The organism is Streptomyces sp. NPDC041124, assembly GCF_055592385.1.
This window is the reverse complement of sequence record NZ_JBVIYR010000003.1, coordinates 363028-380858: the sequence shown is the minus strand read 5'-3', so window position 1 is coordinate 380858 and position 17831 is coordinate 363028. Positions and strand designations below refer to the sequence as shown.

Below are 17831 nucleotides of genomic sequence, written 5' to 3'. Positions count from 1 at the left end.
CGTGTATCTAGTGAATGTCCGGCTCGACATCGTCGACGGCGTCCACTCGCCCTCACTCCCGGAGGCCCGCGACCTGCTGTGGGCGGCCGTCCGCCCGGGCGACGGCGTGGAGCACATCTACGCGCAGCCGTACGGTCCGTCCGTGGAAGCGGTGCTCTTCGTCGAACGGCCCACCCTGGCCGAGGCGGAGCGGTGCTGTGACACGGTCCTCGGTCGCTGTGCGGCCGGCGGCCCCCGGTTCACCAGGCACTCCTCCGTGCCCCTGCCCCTCCTGGTCGAGTTGCTCAGCGAGCAGAGCGAGCGCTGAGCGGCGCGGTCCCCGGTACGTCCGGCCCGCCGCCCGTCGCTTTGTCAGGGTCCTGCCACTGCAGCTCCCTGACACGGGTAACCCCTGTCCACAACCGGCGCCGGCGATCACAGTGATCCCACCGGAAGGGGCACCGCGACCATGGCGCGAATCGACCCGGACGGATCCGGCCGGACACGTCCGCGTGCGCACCCGGCCGGAGCCAGACGACCGTTTTGTCCACAGGGGTGGTACCGATGAGACTCTCGTTCCGCTTGATCGCCACGTCCACCGTCGCCCTCACCGCCGCGTTCGCCGCGGCCGTCACCGTCACCGGCACCACCGGGGGTCCGGCGTCCGACCCGCACGTGGCCACGGTCGGCGCCCCGCAGGGCCCGCCCGCCACGGCCAAGCCGGTCAACATCTGGGGCCCGTGAACACCGTGGCCGCTCAGGACAGCCTGACCCTGAACCTGCTGGGTCCGATCGAGGCCCACCGCGACGGGGAACCGGTCGACCTGGGCGGGGCCAAACCCCGCACCGTACTGGCCGCCCTGCTGCTCGCCCGGGGCCGGGTCGTACCCGACTCGGAACTCACCGCACTGCTGTGGGGCGAGTCGCCACCCGTGACCTGCCCGGCCCAGATCCACACCTACGCCTCCCGGGTGCGCCGGCTGCTCGGCCCCGCCGTCACGGTGGAGCGCCGGCGCCCCGGATACCTGCTCCGGCTGCCGGACCACGGCGTCGGGATCGACCTCGCGGACTTCCGGCAGTACGCGGCGCGCGGCGCCGGGGCGCTCGCCGGCGGCACTCCCGGCACCGCCGCCCGGGTGCTGCGCCAGGCGCTCGGCGTCTGGCGCGGCACGGCCCTCGGCGGGGTCTGCGACCCGCTCGCCGACCTGGAACGCGACCGGCTCGAGGAGGAACGGCTCACCACCCTGGAGCAGCGGCTGAGCGCCGACCTCGAACTGGGGCGGCACGCCGAGGTCGTTCCCGAACTCATCGCGCTGGTCGCGGCCCACCCGCTGCGCGAAGGGCTGCGCGGCCGGCTGATGACCGCCCTGTACCGCTCCGGGCGGCAGGCCGACGCGCTCGCCGCCTACCGGGCCGCACGCGCCACGCTCGCCGAGGAGCTGGGCCTGGAACCCTGCGCCGAACTCCAGCGGCTGCACCAGGCGATGCTCACCGGGCACCCGTCACTGCTGCCGCGCACCACCGTACGGGCCACGCCGGCCACCGGCGCGGACCGGGCCGGACCGCCCGCCGTACTCGCGTCCCCGCCCGCCGAACTCCCGCCCGCACCGGCCGACTTCACCGGTCGCGAGCACGACGTGGAGCGACTGGCCGAGGCACTCACCCGGGAGCGCACGGGCCCCGCCGTCCACACGGTGACCGGGATGCCGGGCGTCGGCAAGACGGCACTCGCCCTCGTGACCGCGCACCGCGTCGCCGGCCACTACCCGGACGGGCAGATCCACCTCGATCTGCGCGGCTCGGGCCCCGACCCGCTGCACCCGGCGGACGCCCTCGGCGCGCTGCTGCGCCTGCTCGGCGTGCCGGCCGGACGGACACCCGGCACGCTCGACGAGAGGGTCCGCGCCTACCGGACCCGGACCGCGGGCCGCCGGCTGCTCCTCGTCCTCGACGACGCGGACGACGAGCGGCAGGTCCGTCCGCTGCTGCCCGCGACCGGCGGCTGCGCGACCCTGGTCACCAGCCGTTCGGGCCTGTACGCCCTCGACGGGCCGGAGCGCACCCCGCTCGGGCCGCTGCCCGCGGCCGAGGCGCGCACCCTCTTCGAGAAGCTCGCGGGACACTCCCGTGCGTCGGCGGAGCCGGGTGCCACGGCCGGCGTCCTCCAGTCCTGTGCCGGGCTCCCCCTCGCCCTGCGCATCGCCGGCGGCCGGGCCGCGGCCCGGCCGCACTGGCCGCTGGCCCGGCTCGCGGACCGGCTGGCCGATCCCCGGCGCACCCTGGCCGAACTCACCCTGGCCGACCTCTCCCTGGCGGACCGCCTGTGGTCCGGCTACCGCAGGCTGGACGCGCGGAGCCGGCGCGCCCTGCGCTTCCACTCGGCCCTCGGCCCGCACCCGCTGCTGCCGCACGCCGCGGCGGGGGCACTGGGAACCGCACCCGACCGGGCGGAGGAACTGCTCGCGGAACTGGCCGAGGCCCACTGGTGCGAGGCGGTCCCGTGGCGCGGCGGACACGGCTACCGGCTGCACCCGCTGGTGCGCCTCTTCGCCCGCGCCCGCCTCGCCGAGGAGGAGGGAACGGTCCCGCTGCCCCTCCCGGTGCACCACTCACCGGCACCGGCCGTTCTGGGCGGGGCGGCCCGGCACACCGGTTAGAGTCCGCGCGTACCGCCGCGCGCCGGCCGCCGGTCGTCCACCGGCCCTCGCCCCACGGCGTGCGTGCACCGACACCGCATCCGCACGACACGACAGACACGAGGTGGAGCCGGCCATGCCCGCACCGTACGGATTCAGCTACGAGACGCGTGCCGACGGCACCGTCGTCATCACCCACCGGGGCCGCCAGGCCACCACCCTGCGCGGCCAGCGCGCCGTCCGCTTCACCGAGGAGGTGGAGGCCGGCGACGAGCAGGAGGTGATGGCGCGCTGGACCGGCTCGTACAAGTTCGGCAACGAACGCACGGCCCGCAACCATCCACGCAACCAGGGACGCCGGAACTGAGGGCGTCATGACGGAGGACGACTTCCGCACATGAGCGACAACCCACGCAACATCGCCGTCTTCGGCGCGGGCTACATCGGCCTGGTGACCGGTGCGTGCTTCGCCCGGCTCGGCCATCGGGTCGTGGTGCGCGACATCCAGCCGGAGCGGATCCGGCTGCTGCGCTCCGGGGAGGTGCCCCTCTTCGAGCCCGGGCTCGGTGATCTGATCGCCCAGAACAAGGAACGGCTGTCGTTCACGCTCGACGCCCGGGAGGCCCTGCGGGACGCCGAGGCCGTGTACGTCTGCGTCGACACCCCGCCCACGGCGTCGGGCGACGCGGACCTGTCCCGGGTCTGGTCGGTCGTCGACGCGCTCGAGGACGCCTCGCGCCTCGTCGCGGTGGTCGTGAAGAGCACGGTGCCGGTGGGCACCGGCACCCGGGTGCGGGCCGCGCTCGACAAGGCCGGGCTCGGCCACGTGGGATACGCCTCCAACCCCGAGTTCACCGCCGAGGGCCGGGCCGTCGAGGACTTCCTGCGCCCCGACCGGGTGGTCGTCGGCGCCTCGGACGAGGCCACGGCCCACTGGGTACGGGACCTGTACGACGGCGTCGACGCGCCGGTCGAGATCATGGACGTGGCCTCCGCCGAGATGGTCAAGCTCGCCTCCAACGCCCTGCTCGCCACGAAGATCACCTTCATCAACGAGATCGCCACGGTGTGCGAGGCGACCGGGGCGGACATCCAGCGGGTCTCCCGGGCCGTCGGCATGGACCACCGGCTCGGCGGGCACTTCCTCGACGCCGGCCTCGGCTACGGCGGCTCCTGCTTCCCGAAGGACACCCGCGCGCTGCGGGCCATGGCCAGCAACTCCGGATACCCCTTCCAGCTCCTCAACGCGGTCATCGAGGTCAACGAACTGCAGCCGAGGCGGGCGGTGCGGCGCCTGAAGGAGGAACTCGGCGGGCTCAGGGGCCGCCGGGTCGCGCTGCTCGGCCTGACCTTCAAACCGGGCACCGACGACATGCGCGAGGCCCCCAGCGCGGTGATCGCCTCGCGGCTGCTCGCCGAGGGGGCCGAGGTGACCGGCTGGGACCCGATGGGCCGCCCCGGCCCGGTCGAGCCGTGGACCTCGGTGACGCGGCACGCCTCACCGCTGGAGGCGGTGACGGGTGCGGACGCGGCGATCGTGGTGACCGACTGGCCGGAACTGAAGGCCGCCGACTGGCCGGCCGCGGCCCGCCGCATGCGCCGCCCGCTGCTCTTCGACGGCCGCAACCTGCTCGATCCGGCCACCCTGTCCGAAGCGGGCTTCACCTTCATGAGCGTGGGCCGGGCGACCCGGCCCGCGCCGCACGGCCCGCTCCCGCGGACCGGCGGAGGGTGAGGGCGGCGCGCTAACCTTCCCGCCCGACAGACGTGCCGCCCCCGTCGGGGAAGGGAAGCGGCGGCCGGCACGTCATTCGAGCCGAGCCGACCGGAACGGGATGCGTCATGACCGAACCGTGGCACACCGCCACCCGCCAAGTGATCACGCTGCCCTCGGGGCGGAGGATCCGCGGACGCGGACTGAGATACGACCTGCCGGAGGGCCAGACCCCGACCCTGGCCGTCCACCTGACGGACCACCGGCCGCCCGCGCCGCCCTGGGAGTCCCTCTGGATCCCCTGGCGGGACTTCTGGCTCCCCACCGACCCCGAGGACGCCCTGCGCACCCTGCGCACCGCGTACGACCGTGCCGCGGACGAACGCGTGGAGGTCTGCTGCGGGGGCGGCGTCGGACGGACCGGCACGGCACTCTCCGCGCTCTGCGTCTTCGAGGGCATGACCCCCAGGGAAGCGGTCAGGTGGGTGCGGCGGAACTACCACTCCCGCGCGGTCGAGGTGCCGTGGCAACGGCGCTTCGTCCGCCGGGCCGCCGACGCGACGGGCTCGGGACGGTCGTAGGCACGAGCGGTCCGGCGGTTCCGCACCGGGCGCGAGCGGTCCGGCGGTTCCGCACCGGGACCGCGCGCGCCACCGGGACCCTGCGGTTTTCCGCAGGGTCCCGGTGCGGGGAACCGCGTCGGACCGGGTGGCAACCCACGTACCGCCGCCCGTCCCCGGTTCCTAGGTTGGAGGCCGACGGGTGCAGCCGCCCCGCTGCACCGCCCCCACCTTGGAGACCGACTGTGCATCACATGACCGTGGCGCTGCCCCAGGAGCCCGCGGACGGCATCGCGGGGTGGGCCGCCGACCTCGTGGACGCGCTGGGCGGCCCCGGGGCCGGCCTGTTCGTCGCCCTGGAGAACCTCTTCCCGCCGCTGCCCAGCGAGATCATCCTCCCCCTCACCGGCTTCGCCGCCGGCCAGGGGGTGCTGAGCCTCGCCTCGGCACTGTTCTGGACGACACTGGGCTCGGTGGCCGGTGCGCTCGCCCTCTACTGGATCGGCGCGCTCATCGGCCGGGAGCGGATGTACGCGCTGTGGGCGAGGCTGCCCCTGGTGAAGACCTCCGACCTGCGGCGCACCGAGGAGTGGTTCGCCAGGCACGGCACCAAGGCGGTCTTCCTCGGCAGGATGGTGCCGCTCTTCCGCAGCCTGATCTCGGTGCCCGCCGGTATCGAGCGGATGCCGACGGGCGTGTTCGTCGCGCTCACCACGCTCGGCAGCCTGATCTGGAACAGCGTCCTGGTGCTCGCCGGTTACTGGCTCGGCGAGCGGTGGAGCGAGGTGGAGACCTACGTCGGCGCCCTGAGCAAGGCCGTCCTGGTCCTGGTCGCCGTCGCCTTCGCCGCCTTCGTGGCCGTACGGGTGAAGGGCCGCCGTGGCACGGCCCGGCACCGCCGCGCCTGATGCGCCCCGGTCCCCGCTCCCCCGCCGACGCGCGCCCCGTGCCCCCGCCCACGGCCCCCGGTGACCTTGCCCGGGGCCGTGCGGCCGCTCTAGGCTCGGCCGCTGTGCAGGAGCACGTGACCGGCGCCGTCTCCCGCGGTCCCGCGCAAGCCCCCGGCACCGCGGCGTCCCGGGACGACCGGGGCGCGGTCTCGCCGTCCCCGGCGCTGCCGCGCCGCGGCCTGGGTGTGCTGCTCGGCTGCGCCACCGCCCTGCTCGAAGCCCTCCACTTCCTCGCCGCCGGGGTCCTCCTCGGCCCCTTCCTGCTGTGGCCGCGCACCCGCCCCGACGCCCTGCGCGTGCTGATGGCCGGAGCGCGCCGCCTCACGGCGCTCGAACGGATCCGCCGCTCGGTGTTCTTCGGCGACCGGTTCCCCGAGCACTACACGACCTGCGACCAGAGGATCCTGCGTTACCTCGCCGTCCGCTGCTCCACGGGGCTGCTGTGCGCCGTCGTGATCGGACTGCTCGGCTTCGGTGCCGTACTGGCCGGGCTGCTGATCAGCGGGGTGGTGCGGGGCGGTCTCGGCTGGAGCGAGCTGCTGACCCAGGCGGTGCTGGGCGGCGTCCTGCTCTTCCTCGACGTGCAGGGCCTGTACTCGCTGGCCGCCCTGGACACCCGCACCGCCCGCGACTGCTTCGGCCCCTCCGAGCGGGAACTGCTCCAGCAGCGGATCGACGAACTCGCCGCCAGCCGGGCCGCGGTGGTGCGGGCGGTCGACGCCGAACGCCGGCGCATCGAACGCGATCTGCACGACGGCGTCCAGCAGCGCCTGGTCGCACTGGCCATGCTGCTCGGCCGGGCCCGCCGCAGCCGCGACCCCGAGCGGGCCGACGCGCTGCTGCTCCAGGCGCACGTGGAGTCCCAGGGGGTCCTCGACGAACTGCGCGAAGTGGCCTGGCGCGCCTACCCCTCGGCGCTCGACACCCTCGGCCTGAAGGAAGCGCTGGGCGGGGTGGCCGAACGGTGCGGCATCCCGCTGCGCATCCACTTCGAAGCCGGCGCGCCGCTGCCCCAGCCGGTGGAGACGGCGGCCTACTTCGTGGTCTCCGAGGCCGTCACCAACGCCGCCAAGCACTCCGCCGCCACCGCCATCGAGGTGCGGGTGGCGCTCACCGGGGCGCGGCTCACCGTACGGGTCGAGGACAACGGCCGGGGCGGCGCGGACCCGGCCGGCAGCGGGCTGGCCGGGCTGCGCGGCCGGGTGGCCGCCCTCGACGGCGCGCTGCACATCGACAGCCCTCTCGGGGGACCCACCACCATCTCCGCGGAGCTGCCATGCGCCTGATCCTCGCCGAGGACTCGACCCTGCTGCGCGAGGGCCTGGTCCGGCTGCTCGCCGACGAGGGCCACGAGGTGGTGGCGGCGCTGGGCGACGCGGTGACGCTCCTCAAGGAGGTCGAGGAGCACCGGCCGGACGTCGTCGTCGCCGACATCCGGATGCCGCCGACCCACACCGACGAGGGCCTGCGGGCCGCCGTGGAGATCCGCGAGCGCTTCGCGGACGTCGGCGTGCTGGTGCTCTCGCAGCACATCGAGCGCACCTACGCCGCCCAGCTGCTGGCCTCCACCGCCGAGCGGGTCGGCTACCTGCTCAAGGACCGGGTGGCCCAGGTCGAGGAGTTCCTGGACGCGCTGGAGCGGATCCACGCGGGCGGGGCCGCCATCGACCCCGAGGTCGTACGGCAGTTGCTCATCCGCACGACGCACGGGGATCCGCTGGCCCGGCTCACCCCGCGGGAGCGCAGCGTGCTGGAGACGCTGGCCATGGGTCACACCAACACGGCCATCGCGACAAAGCTGCACCTCTCGCTCAGCTCGGTGGAGAAGAACCTCAACGCCGTCTTCGACAAACTGGACCTGCCGCGCACCACCGGCTACAACCGGCGCATCCTCGCGGTGCTGCGCTACCTGGAGTCGTAGGCATGCACCCGGGGCACGGCCGGAGAGGCGATCCGCGTCTTCGTGCGGTCGGCCCTGATGACCGCGCCCGGCAGGTGGAACCGGTGGAATGAGGACAGGGGGCTGCCCCGGGTCGCACCCCGGGGCAGCCCCCTGCTTCACAGCCTGGTGGCGTCAGTGCTTGAAGGCGTCCTTCGCCTTCTCCTTGGACTCGCGGGCGTCGCCCTTGCTCTTCTTGGCCTGCCCCTCGGCTGCCATGCGGTCGTTCCCGACGGCGCGGCCCAGGGTCTCCTCGGCCTTGCCCTGCGCCTGCTCGGTCTTCGCCTTGGCCTTCTCGCCGGCACTCATGGAACACGCCTCCTCGTAGCGTTCTTGCCGCTGTCGTGGTGCCGAGCGAGTGCCCGCACTCCTCCTTCACAAACAAGGCGGTATCGAGGAGTGAGAGTGCCGACCGAGGGCATTCGGTGGTCCAGGAGGTTGATAACTATGGTTCCCCTGTTGCTCGTTCTGCTTCTGGCCCTGATCCTCTTCGGTGCCGGTTTCGCCGTGAAGATCCTCTGGTGGATCGCCATCGCCGTGCTGGTGATCTGGCTGCTCGGCTTCGTCATGCGCTCCACGTCCGCCGGCGGTGGTCGCGGCCGCTGGTACCGGTGGTGAGGCGTCCCGACGCCGCACCACACCCGTGAAGGGCCCGGCCACCACGGTGGCCGGGCCCTCGGCGCGTCCACCGGTCCGACGGCCGGGCGGGACGGAGGCGTGCCGTCCCGGCCCTCAGGTCAGGAGCATGCGGGCCATGACCTGCTTGCCGATCCTCAGCCGGCTGGTGTGCAGGTACTCGCAGAGGCGGGTGACCAGCAGCAGGCCGTGGCCGCCGATGCGGTGCGGGTCGCGCGGCCGCACCACGGGCGGGTGCGGGGAACTGTCACGGACGGCGATGTCGAGGCGGTCCACGCCGGGGGCGAGGGCGAGCAGGAGCGAGCCGGGGCCGGGGGCGTGGCGGACCGCGTTGGTGACCAGCTCGCTGACCACCAGGTGTGCGCTCAGCGCCGACTCCTGGTCCGCGCGGTGGCCGGCGCGCGCCAGCAGGGCGCTCACGGCGTCCCGCGCGTCCGCGATGGGGACACCCGTCAGGTCCCAGGCGGTGGTGAAGCGCAGCGGTTCCGGCCGGGTGTCGTCCCCGGCCTGCGGCATGAGCGGGATGACCATGAAAGTGTCTCCGTCATTGCTCGACGTCCTTCTGATCACGGATTGTCGTCTTCGATGGCGTTCGCGTACCCACTGTGTCCGTTCTCATGAGTCTCCTGGGGCTGGTGCGGTGTCCGGCGTCGGCCGGTGAGCTGTCAGGAGCTCCGACGGGTACCCGGACGGCATGAGGCTCATCAGTGAGGATGCGCGACCGTCCGGCCGGGCCGCGTGGACGGCCGGCTCCGCCGTCGCCGTGGCGGCCGCGGCGGTGGCCGGCGCCCGGGCGGTCGACGCCGACAGCTCCTGGTACCGGTCCCTGGACAAGCCGGCCTGGCAACCGCCGGGCTGGACGTTCGGTGCGGTGTGGACGCCGTTGTACGCGACCGTCGCCTGGAGCGCGGGGCGCGGGCTGAGCAGGACGCGCGGCCGGCAGCGGGCGCGGCTGGCCACGGCCCTGGCGGTGAACCTGGTGCTCAACGCGGGCTGGAACCACGCCTTCTTCGGCCGGCGCAGTGCGCGGGCCGGGCTGGCCGGCACCCTGGCGCTCGACCTCAGCAACGCGCACCTCGTCCGCCGCGTGGCCGGCGCGGACCGCACCGCCGCCGCCGCGCTGGCCCCCTACGCCGCCTGGTGCCTGTTCGCCACCGCCCTGAACCTCTCCCTGGTCCGGCGCAATCCGGCCGCCTGAACCCGCCCGGCGGTGCGGGCGCGCCGTCACGGCCCGCTCCCGGCGTCCGTGGTGCCGTTGTCCGTGAAATCCCGCGAATTCGTCCGTGATCGGTAACGGACGCATCCGCGGCCGTCCGTCCCCCGTCCCTCCAGGTGGTTCCCGGGGGAACCGGGGGCGGGCGACGGTGCGGAAGCGGGGCGGGCATGGCACGGCACGGTGGTGGGCGGGGCTGGTACGGCAAGGTGGCCGGTGCGGCACTCGGGGTGACGGCGCTGGCCGTCGGCGCCTCGGTGTGGACCGCGCAGGCCGACGTCACGGGCGGCCCGGCGCCGCGGGCGGGCGCGTCCGCGGCGCCGGGGAGCGCGGTCGGGCGGGTCTCGGAGACCATCGTGCACGCCTCCGACGCGGGGCCGCGCGGCGTCAACGTCACCATCGACGACGGCCCCGACCCCCGGTGGACCCCTCAGGTGCTCGACCTGCTGCGCGAGCACGGGGTCAAGGCCACCTTCTGTGTGACGGGCACCCAGGCCGAGGCCCACCCGGACCTGGTGAAGGACGTGGTCGCGGACGGGCACCGGCTGTGCAACCACTCCGTCTCGCACGACACCGCCATGGACAGGAAGTCCGAGGCCTACCAGTCGCAGCAGATCCTCGACGCCGAACGCGCGATCACCGAGGCGTCCGGGGGAGTGCGCCCGCTGTACTACCGGGCGCCCGGCGGCGCCTTCACCCCCTACAGCCGCGAGCTGGCCGCCTCCCGGGGCATGCGCCCGCTGGGCTGGAACGTGGACACCAAGGACTTCGAGCGGCCCGGCGCGGACGCCATCGTCGCCACGGTCGAGCGGGAACTCCCGAACGGGCCGACGCTCCTCTTCCACGACGCGGGCGGCGACCGCTCCCAGACCGTCGACGCGCTGCGCCGCGTCCTCCCCCGGCTCAAGGAGCAGGGGTACACCTTCGGTTTCCCGGTGCGCTGATCCCCGGTGCGCCGATGTCCGGCGCACCGGGCGTCCGGCCGTCCCGTTCCCGGCCGGTCACACGCTGTCGACCGCGTCCTGGGCGCGGTCGTCCGGCACGGGGTCGGCGGGCGCCGGCCGCACGGGACCCGCGGGCGCCGGCAGCACGGCCCGGGCCGGCTCCGGCTCCGAGCAAGGGAGCGGTGCCGGCGCGGTCTCCCGTGACCACGCCCCGGTGACGCGTACGTAGCCGTACACGACGGAGGCCGTCGCCGCGAGGAGCAGCGGACCCGCCAGCCACGGGAGCCGGGCCATCTCCACGGGCAGCCAGCGGTACGCCAGCAGCAGCGCGGCGAAGACCGCCGTGCCGTAGGCGGCGAGCCGCAGTCCGGCGCGGTCCCAGCCGCGGTCGTACGCGCGCAGGGCCGCCTCGATGGTGAGGGTGAAGACGACGCCGGCGAGCAGGTCCACGCCGTAGTGGTAGCCGAAGCCCAGGGTCGCGCAGAGGGTGGCGATCAGCCAGAACGTCCCCGCGTACCGCAGGAGGCGCGGACCCGAGCGGGAGTGGAGGTAGATGGCGACGGCCCACGCCGTGTGCAGGCTCGGCATGCAGTTGCGCGGGGTGATCTCGTCGAACGGCATGGGCCGGGGGGCGTCGGCCGGTGGCGGTGTCCCCGGCCACAGCTCCCCCACGGCCCAGGGTGCGGTGGCCGGCATGTCCGGGGCCCACAGGCTGATGGCGGACCAGTGCTCGGTGCCCGTGCCGTAGGCGAAGAGCGGGCCGACCACCGGGAAGATCATGTAGAAGGCCGGTCCGACGAGGCCGATCACCAGGAACGTGCGCACCAGGTGGTGGCGCGGGAAGCGGCGCTCGGCCGCCACGTGGCGCAGTTGGTACAGCGCGGCGATGACCGCGGCGACCGCGAGATTGCCGTAGACGAAGTCGAGGAAGTTGAAGCCGACGGCACCGGTGGCCTCCACGACCCGGCCCACCAGCCAGGACGGGTTGCCCAGCGCGTGGTCGGCGGCGGCCAGGTACTGGTCGAGCACCATCGGGCGGGTCTTGGAGGTGATGAGCAGCCAGGTGTCGCCCGTCTTGCGGCCGGCCATCAGCAGCAGGGCCAGGCCGACGCCCTTCAGCAGCAGGGTGCGTTCCGGGCCGGTGCGGCGGGTGACGGCGACGACCGCGACGCCCAGGGTCGCCCACAGGGCGCCGTTGCCGAAGGGGTGGCCGCCCGCCGTGTCGATGTCGGCGGCCCACCGCACCGCGAGGAAGGCGAGGTCGACGGCGACGGCCGCACCCACCACGACGAACCGTTGCCGCCAGGTGAGCACCACCGTCATCAGCGCCATGGAGGCGTAGAGCAGGCCCCCCGACTTGGGGGCGTGGATCACTTCGCGCGCCTGGAGGGTGATCGGCCCCGGTGTGCCGTAGCGGCGTGCGGCCAGTTCCAGCGCGACGAGGAAGCCGAGGGTCACGACGGCGGCCACGGTCCACAGGACGGTCCGTGGGCGGCGCCCTATCGGGGCCTCGGCGGCCTCGGCCGTCCCGCCGGCCTCGGCCGTCCCGGGTATGCGTCTGCGCTGAACGTTCTGCGGCGGTATGTGTCTCAACTTCTGTCAGCTTTGTTAGAGGGTGCTCGCGTCGGGGCGGATATCGTCCCATCTTCTGATCGGGACCGTGCCCGTCCTGCAAGGAACAGCCGTTCGGAAGCAAGACGGACGGGACGCGCCGCGCGTTCCGCCGCCCTCTCTCACCCAGCCCTTCCGCCGCCACCCCCTTATCCTCTACATGCGTGTAGAAGATAGGGTGTACGGACCCGCGCCCGACGGACGCGGCGGCGAAAGGGAACGCCGGAGCGGCTGTGGGGCAGGTCCCGGAACTGACCACCCCCTCAGGACGTCTTCCATGTCCTCGATACACCTGGTCCCGTCCACCGCACGGACCGTGACCACACCTGCCGAGAAGGAGTACGCAATGGGAATCTCCCTGGCCAAGGGCGGCAACGTCTCACTCAGCAAGGAGGCGCCGGGCCTGACCGCCGTGCTGGTCGGCCTGGGCTGGGACGTACGCACCACGACCGGCACCGACTACGACCTCGACGCCTCGGCCCTGCTCCTCGACGCGTCCGGCAAGGTGCTCTCGGACGGGCACTTCGTCTTCTACAACAACCTCACCAGCCCCGACGGCTCGGTCGAGCACACCGGCGACAACCTCACCGGCGAGGGCGAGGGCGACGACGAGGCGGTCAAGGTGAACCTCGCCGCCGTGCCCGGCACCGTCGACCGGATCGTCTTCCCGGTCTCCATCCACGACGCGGAGAACCGCGGCCAGAGCTTCGGCCAGGTCCGCAACGCCTTCATCCGGGTCGTCAACCAGGCGAACAACGTGGAGATCGCCCGCTACGACCTGTCCGAGGACGCCTCGACGGAGACCGCCATGGTCTTCGGCGAGCTGTACCGGAGCGGCACCGAGTGGAAGTTCCGGGCCGTCGGACAGGGATACGCCTCGGGGCTGGCCGGCATCGCCGCCGACTTCGGCGTCAACGTCTGATCCGACCGCCCCGGCCGGGCGGGCACCCGGGCCGGGACACCCGATCCCGCCCGGCCGCCACAGCCGTGACAGACCCGCCATATCGGATCTTCACGGCACCAGGCAGACTCGGGGCTTCAGTTCCGCAGACGGAGGATGACTCACGCATGATCACGCTCACCAAGGAAGACGGACCCGCGGACCTGGACGGGGTCACCCACCTGTCCATCGGGGTCTCCTGGGACCCCACCGCCGGCAGCAGCGGCGGAGTGCTCGGCAAGCTGCGCCGCAAGACCGGCACCGACCTCGACCTGATAGCCGTCGCCATGCAGGGCGGGGACCCGGTCCGCCTCGCCGGCCTCGACTCGCTCGACCCCATGGGCAACGGCTCGCTGCTCCACAGCGGCGACAACCAGACCGGCCACGGCGACGGGGACGACGAGACGGTGACCGTCGAGTTCGCCCGGCTGCCCTCCGCCATCACGTCGGTCGTGTTCGTCGCCGCCGCCTACAAGAAGGGCAGCTCCTTCCAGAAGGCCCGCAACATCAGCTTCAAGGTCTACGACGCCACCGGCGGGAGCACCCAGCAGGTCGCCGACATCTGGCCCAGCCTGCTCAGCCAGGACAACGGCTGTGCCGTGGCGAAGGCCGTGCGGGTGGGCGGCTCCTGGAAGCTCGAGGTGATCAACGAGACGGGCAAGGTCAAGCAGGGCGACGAGCACGCCCTGATGCGCTTCGCCGTCAGCAAGTAGCGCCTCCGCGGGGGGCGTGCGCGACCGGCGCGCCGCCGCTCGCGGGGGCCGCCTCCATCGGGGCGCTCCCGGCGCGTGCGGTGCGCGTCCCCCTCCACGGGCGTCCCGTGCGCCCCGCCGGCGCGGGCAGCGACCGGACGGACCCGGGCGAGGCCCTGGAAGCGGGCGGGCGCAGTGGAACGGGACGTGGCACCGCCCCCCGTGCTCCGGAGAGGGGAGACGCGCACCGGTGCCGAAGCGTTCCCCCGTGTCGGGCCGTCAGAACCGCCCGTTCCAGTGGGCCAGGGCGCGTTCCGTGGCGGGGAGGGCCGGGTGGGTGGGGGAGGTGGCGCGGAGGGTGTCGGCCAGGGCGGAGAGGAGCGCCGCGGCCTGCCCGGGAGAGCCGGCGGCACCGGTCATGACGGCGTGGTTGCGGCGGGCGCCGATGGCGAAGTCGTCGAGGGGGCCCAGGACTTCCGTGGCGTCCCGGGACAGGTCGGCCAGGACCGCGAGGAGTTGGGGGAGCCTCGCCGGGTCGGGTACCGGGGTGTCGGGGGACGGCTCGGTGAGCTTCTTGAGCCGCTGGGCGAAGGCGCCGCGGGCGCGCAGTCCCGCCGGTGTCCGGTGGGTGCCGTGGGCGGGGTTGACCGCCAGCGCGAGGTGGCCCGAGCCGTCGACGGTCTGCTGGTGGGGAGCGGGGTATCCGGTGGGGACGATGCCCGTCCGCGGTGCGGGGGTGGTCGGCAGGACCACCGCCAGCCGGTCGTAGAGGGCGGTGAGGGACAGGTCGCGGGGGCCGTCGGGTATGCCCTCGTCGAGGACCCTGAGGAGTTCACCGCCGAAGCCCGTCAGTGCTCCCCCGGGCGGGAAGAGGGCCTTCTGGGTGCGGCCGCACGCGGTGAGCAGGTGGATGCCGTGGCCGTCCGGGCCGAGGGCGCGGCCGGAGAAGCAGCAGTCGAGGAGGGCGACCTTGTGTCGCGCCGGTGACTCCCGCAGCAGACCGGCGACTTCGGCGAACGGCAGGGACGGGCTCGGGTCGCCCCCACCGCCGTCCTGGCCGGAGGGGGTGAGCGCCAGACAGAGACGGTCGCCCCGGCCGAGCAGACCGTGACCGCAGTAGGAGAAGAGCAGCAGGTCGGCGTCCGGCGCCCGGACCATCCGGCGCAGCGGGTCGAGGACCTGGCGGGCGTCGGCGGGGTCGGGGACCACCGTGGTCCGCCGCGCGTCGAACACCCCCCGGTCGCCGCTGAGGGCGGCGCCGAGGGCCCGGGCCGTGGTCACCGCCTGGGGCATGGGGGGCAGGGAACTGGGCCGGACGTGCCGGCCGGTGCCGACGAGCAGCGCGTACGCGGTGGTGGGGGCGGGAGGCCACACGGCCCAGGTCATTCACCTTCTCCGGGCGGTGGGGGCACCGCGAACTGCGACAACTGGTCCATTACGGCCGTCAGTTGGGCCTCGTCGTCGACCGTGGCGCTGATCCGGGTGCCGTCGGGCCGCACCGCCTCGAACTCGATCCGCCCGTGGGTGGTCCGCCGTTGCTGGAGCCAGAGGAAGAACGCGTTGGTGGCCGCGGCGATCACCGCCGCCGAGGCGTTGACGATGTCCACGGCGACGGCGACGTCCCCTTGCTCGCCGGGGGCGGGCGGCGCGGTGCGCAGGCTCGCCCTGCCGCCCAGCTGCTCCGTGTCGTTGATCCACTCCGCCAGGTCCCGGTTCAGGGTGTCGGCGGGCGCCCGCGTTCCCGGGAAGGTGAAGGTCAGGGCGTTCTGCGGCGCCTGGGAGGCGGGGGTTTCGGGCATGTGCGGTGGCTCCTGTTCGTCGTCGGGTCGTCGCGTGGCCCGCCTTCGGGGGCGGTCAGTCGCCGGGACCGAAGTCGGTCCAGCCGGCGTCGGTGCTGCCGGTGGGGACGCGGGAAGGATGCGCGGTCCGGTGCTCCAGGGCGAACAGTTCGGGCTCGCCGGGCTCCTCGTGGGGCAGGCGGAAGGCGGCGGCGGCCTCGTCGGCGTCCACCAGATCGGCGAGGGCCGTCACCGTGCCCGGATCGCTCAGCCACAGCTGCCCCGCGGCGGGCGGCCGCAGGAACGCGGGAACCTCCTGCCAGGAGGCGCCCGGCTGCCAGTCCCGGTTGACGCCCAGCAGGTTGCCGCAGGCCACCCGGTGGTCCTCCTGGCCCAGCGGACGCACGACGACCGCACCGGAGCTCTCCGGCGCGAGGGTGTGGCCGATCAGGCCGGCCAGCACCTCCGGGACGGGGCCCTCCCCCTCGGCGGCGACCGACACCCGCACCCGGTGCAGCCGCCCGGTGTACCGCCGTGCGGCGGTGTCGTACAGACGGTGCGCCTCCCGGGCGAAGGGGTCGCCCGGGACCGGGAGCCCGTACAGGGGATCGGGTGTGCCCGGTGCCGCGAGCGTCGCGAACGCCTGCGCCCTCATCGTCAGGCCCTCGACGAGCCCGGCCGGGGCGGAGCACGGTTCCAGGCACACGCTGACCACCGTCCGCCGCGGTTCCGCGGCCAGCTGGGTCCAGACCGGCGTCCAGGACGGGGTGGCGGCGTCGAACCGGGACACCGCGGTCGCGACGCGTTCCGCTCCCCACGGGCGGGTCAGGGTCCGGCAGGTGAGGCGTTTGCGGATCTCGGCGATCGCGCCCCACCGCGGCACGAACGGGGCGAGCAGGCGGGCCACCCGGTCGGTGTCCCCGACCCGGGTCGCCGTCACGTGCGCCGGGAACCGCTGAAGGACGGGGAGCGCCTCCCGCAGGGCTTCCAGCGCCGCCGCCCGGTGGGCGCCGTACACCTGGGCGACGAGGAAGGCCCCGATCCGGCCGCTCGCCGGATCGCCGATGAACCGCAGGTCCCAGCGGGCGGTGGTGCGGTCCGTCCACAGGGCCGCGAGCCAGGTCCGCTCGGCGGCGACCCGGTCGGCCGCGCGCCGGGCCTCGGAGAACTCGGGGTGCAGGCCGCCGGGGAGGGCGGCAGGACTCAGCGAGAAGGCGGCGTACGCCCAGGTCTCCCCGCCGGGGGCGGCGCGCAGCAGCACGCCCTCCGCTCCCGCTCCGGTCATCGGCTCTCCCCTCCCGCTCCCGCCTCAGTTCCGGGGCGGGGCGCCGTCCGTCCGCGGCCCGGCCTGCGGCGGGCCCCAGGACCCCGTGGCGTCGGGTGACGTCTCCGGGACCGGCGGTGCGGCCGGCGCCGGGGCCGACCGCGCGGGGTCGGCCTGAACCGGCGGCAAACCCTGGGGGAAGGCGTAGGTGGCGGGCACCACGACCTGGTCCACCGCCGTCGCCAGTCCCTCCCGGCACGCCGCGTGCACCGCCTCGCGCATCGCCCGCACCCCCTCGGTCCGCATCATGATCCGCTCGGGGCCGAGGCGGCCCATGATCGACGCCATCAGGTCCGAGACGAACCCGCCGATCAGGGCGTACCCGCGGCGCGAACGCCACATCTGCCACCCCAGGTACAGGCTGGTGCCGTACGAGAAGACGGAGACGTAGACCTGGCACCTGCCCTCGGAGAGCACCAGGCGGTTGCGGACCTGTTCGCGGCCCAGCCCGGTCGCGATGATCCGTTCCGCGCGGTCGACGGGGACGTAGCGGCGGGCGAGCGTGCCCGCGATGGAGATGTACGCCGAGTCGAGCGATCCGCTCCGGTCCGCCAGCAGGACCCGCCACTCGGCGATCGGTTCGACCAGGCGCATCCCGAGCAGGGTCACCCAGAATGCGAGACCCGACGCGATGTACGCCAGCGCGGTCATGGCGGCGAACCCCTCGCCGCTGCCCCCGAGGAGGAACAGCAGCGCGAAGAAGAACACCGGCAGGAACGCCAGGAACGAGGCGAGGAGGGCGTAGACGAACAACTGGAGCAGCTGCCGCCAGCTGACGGAGTCGTCGAGGTTCGTCTCCACCGGCAGGTGCCTGAGGTTCTTGTCGAGATACGCGGCGTTGGCGTCGCCGCCCCGCCATCCCGGCAGGCTGGTGTACCCGTTCTCGTTCACATGTCCCCCCTGGACGGTCACGGA

The 17831-nt window shown here is 74.0% G+C and carries 21 protein-coding genes; 14 read left to right on the top strand and 7 right to left on the bottom strand.

Features of this window, described 5'->3' with window-relative positions:
* Window position 1: 1 nt before the first annotated feature.
* The 9 genes from ACZ6A9_RS10020 (at window position 2) to ACZ6A9_RS09980 (ending at window position 7760) form a co-directional block, all read left to right on the top strand.
* Window positions 2–307, top strand: a complete 306-nt coding sequence (locus ACZ6A9_RS10020) for a hypothetical protein (protein ID WP_468981880.1) — start codon at window positions 2–4, stop codon at window positions 305–307.
* Between the two features lie 236 nt (window positions 308–543).
* The gene (locus ACZ6A9_RS10015) at window positions 544–723 is read left to right on the top strand and encodes a hypothetical protein (RefSeq protein ID WP_468981877.1); all 180 of its coding nucleotides are present in this window, start codon (window positions 544–546) and stop codon (window positions 721–723) included.
* Window positions 720–2636: an AfsR/SARP family transcriptional regulator gene (locus ACZ6A9_RS10010; protein ID WP_468981875.1), complete on the top strand. Its 1917-nt coding sequence runs from the start codon at window positions 720–722 to the stop codon at window positions 2634–2636. Before ACZ6A9_RS10015 ends, ACZ6A9_RS10010 begins: the two co-directional genes overlap by 4 nt.
* Window positions 2637–2751: 115 nt before the next feature.
* Window positions 2752–2982 (top strand): hypothetical protein, encoded by a 231-nt coding sequence (locus tag ACZ6A9_RS10005; protein ID WP_468981872.1) that lies wholly within the window; start codon window positions 2752–2754, stop codon window positions 2980–2982.
* Window positions 2983–3012: 30 nt separating this feature from the next.
* Entirely contained in the window at window positions 3013–4350 is a 1338-nt protein-coding gene (locus ACZ6A9_RS10000) for a UDP-glucose dehydrogenase family protein (RefSeq protein ID WP_468981870.1), read from the top strand.
* A 107-nt stretch (window positions 4351–4457) separates the two neighbouring features.
* Entirely contained in the window at window positions 4458–4910 is a 453-nt protein-coding gene (locus tag ACZ6A9_RS09995) for a protein-tyrosine phosphatase family protein (RefSeq protein ID WP_468981868.1), read from the top strand.
* A gap of 233 nt (window positions 4911–5143) precedes the next feature.
* Complete coding sequence (locus ACZ6A9_RS09990) at window positions 5144–5797, top strand: DedA family protein (protein WP_468981866.1); 654 nt, start codon at window positions 5144–5146, stop codon at window positions 5795–5797.
* Window positions 5798–5901: 104 nt separating this feature from the next.
* Window positions 5902–7125: a sensor histidine kinase gene (locus ACZ6A9_RS09985; RefSeq protein ID WP_468981863.1), complete on the top strand. Its 1224-nt coding sequence runs from the start codon at window positions 5902–5904 to the stop codon at window positions 7123–7125.
* On the top strand, window positions 7116–7760 hold the full coding sequence (locus tag ACZ6A9_RS09980) for a response regulator transcription factor (RefSeq protein WP_468981859.1): 645 nt from the start codon (window positions 7116–7118) through the stop codon (window positions 7758–7760). Before ACZ6A9_RS09985 ends, ACZ6A9_RS09980 begins: the two co-directional genes overlap by 10 nt.
* A 153-nt stretch (window positions 7761–7913) precedes the next feature.
* On the opposite strand, the gene ACZ6A9_RS09975 is transcribed toward ACZ6A9_RS09980, so the two are convergent.
* Entirely contained in the window at window positions 7914–8087 is a 174-nt protein-coding gene (locus tag ACZ6A9_RS09975; protein ID WP_468981856.1) for a CsbD family protein, read from the bottom strand.
* A gap of 138 nt (window positions 8088–8225) precedes the next feature.
* Between ACZ6A9_RS09975 and ACZ6A9_RS09970 the strand changes: the two genes are divergently transcribed.
* Window positions 8226–8396, top strand: coding sequence for a hydrophobic protein (locus ACZ6A9_RS09970; RefSeq protein WP_189557396.1), 171 nt, complete (start codon window positions 8226–8228; stop codon window positions 8394–8396).
* Window positions 8397–8510: 114 nt separating this feature from the next.
* On the opposite strand, the gene ACZ6A9_RS09965 is transcribed toward ACZ6A9_RS09970, so the two are convergent.
* Window positions 8511–8945 (bottom strand): ATP-binding protein, encoded by a 435-nt coding sequence (locus tag ACZ6A9_RS09965; RefSeq protein ID WP_468981852.1) that lies wholly within the window; start codon window positions 8943–8945, stop codon window positions 8511–8513.
* 163 nt (window positions 8946–9108) lie between these two features.
* Here ACZ6A9_RS09965 and ACZ6A9_RS09960 point away from each other — a divergent pair, with 163 nt between their 5' ends.
* Together ACZ6A9_RS09960 and ACZ6A9_RS09955 are read left to right on the top strand one after the other, a co-directional pair.
* Window positions 9109–9612, top strand: coding sequence for a TspO/MBR family protein (locus tag ACZ6A9_RS09960; protein ID WP_468981848.1), 504 nt, complete (start codon window positions 9109–9111; stop codon window positions 9610–9612).
* A gap of 185 nt (window positions 9613–9797) precedes the next feature.
* Window positions 9798–10571, top strand: a complete 774-nt coding sequence (locus tag ACZ6A9_RS09955) for a polysaccharide deacetylase family protein (RefSeq protein ID WP_468981845.1) — start codon at window positions 9798–9800, stop codon at window positions 10569–10571.
* 57 nt (window positions 10572–10628) lie between these two features.
* Here ACZ6A9_RS09955 and ACZ6A9_RS09950 read toward each other — a convergent pair whose 3' ends face one another.
* A complete protein-coding gene (locus ACZ6A9_RS09950; RefSeq protein WP_468981844.1) occupies window positions 10629–12041 on the bottom strand; it encodes a phosphatase PAP2 family protein in 1413 nt (470 codons plus the stop codon).
* A gap of 487 nt (window positions 12042–12528) precedes the next feature.
* On the opposite strand from ACZ6A9_RS09950, the gene ACZ6A9_RS09945 reads away from it, so the two are divergent.
* Entirely contained in the window at window positions 12529–13104 is a 576-nt protein-coding gene (locus ACZ6A9_RS09945; protein WP_468981840.1) for a TerD family protein, read from the top strand.
* A 146-nt stretch (window positions 13105–13250) separates the two neighbouring features.
* Window positions 13251–13835 carry a TerD family protein gene (locus ACZ6A9_RS09940; RefSeq protein ID WP_468981838.1) on the top strand — a complete coding sequence of 195 codons (585 nt, stop codon included), beginning with the start codon at window positions 13251–13253 and terminating at the stop codon, window positions 13833–13835.
* Window positions 13836–14093: 258 nt separating this feature from the next.
* Here the strand turns inward: ACZ6A9_RS09940 and ACZ6A9_RS09935 are convergent, their stop codons facing one another.
* From ACZ6A9_RS09935 to ACZ6A9_RS09920, 4 genes are read right to left on the bottom strand one after another with little or no spacing between them, the layout of a single operon-like run.
* Window positions 14094–15200 carry a caspase, EACC1-associated type gene (locus ACZ6A9_RS09935; RefSeq protein ID WP_468981836.1) on the bottom strand — a complete coding sequence of 369 codons (1107 nt, stop codon included), beginning with the start codon at window positions 15198–15200 and terminating at the stop codon, window positions 14094–14096.
* On the bottom strand, window positions 15197–15613 hold the full coding sequence (locus tag ACZ6A9_RS09930) for an effector-associated constant component EACC1 (protein WP_468981833.1): 417 nt from the start codon (window positions 15611–15613) through the stop codon (window positions 15197–15199). Before ACZ6A9_RS09930 ends, ACZ6A9_RS09935 begins: the two co-directional genes overlap by 4 nt.
* Before the next feature lie 55 nt (window positions 15614–15668).
* The gene (locus ACZ6A9_RS09925) at window positions 15669–16877 is read right to left on the bottom strand and encodes a hypothetical protein (RefSeq protein ID WP_468981830.1); all 1209 of its coding nucleotides are present in this window, start codon (window positions 16875–16877) and stop codon (window positions 15669–15671) included.
* Window positions 16878–16901: 24 nt separating this feature from the next.
* Entirely contained in the window at window positions 16902–17828 is a 927-nt protein-coding gene (locus tag ACZ6A9_RS09920; protein ID WP_468981828.1) for a hypothetical protein, read from the bottom strand.
* Window positions 17829–17831 lie beyond the last annotated feature (3 nt).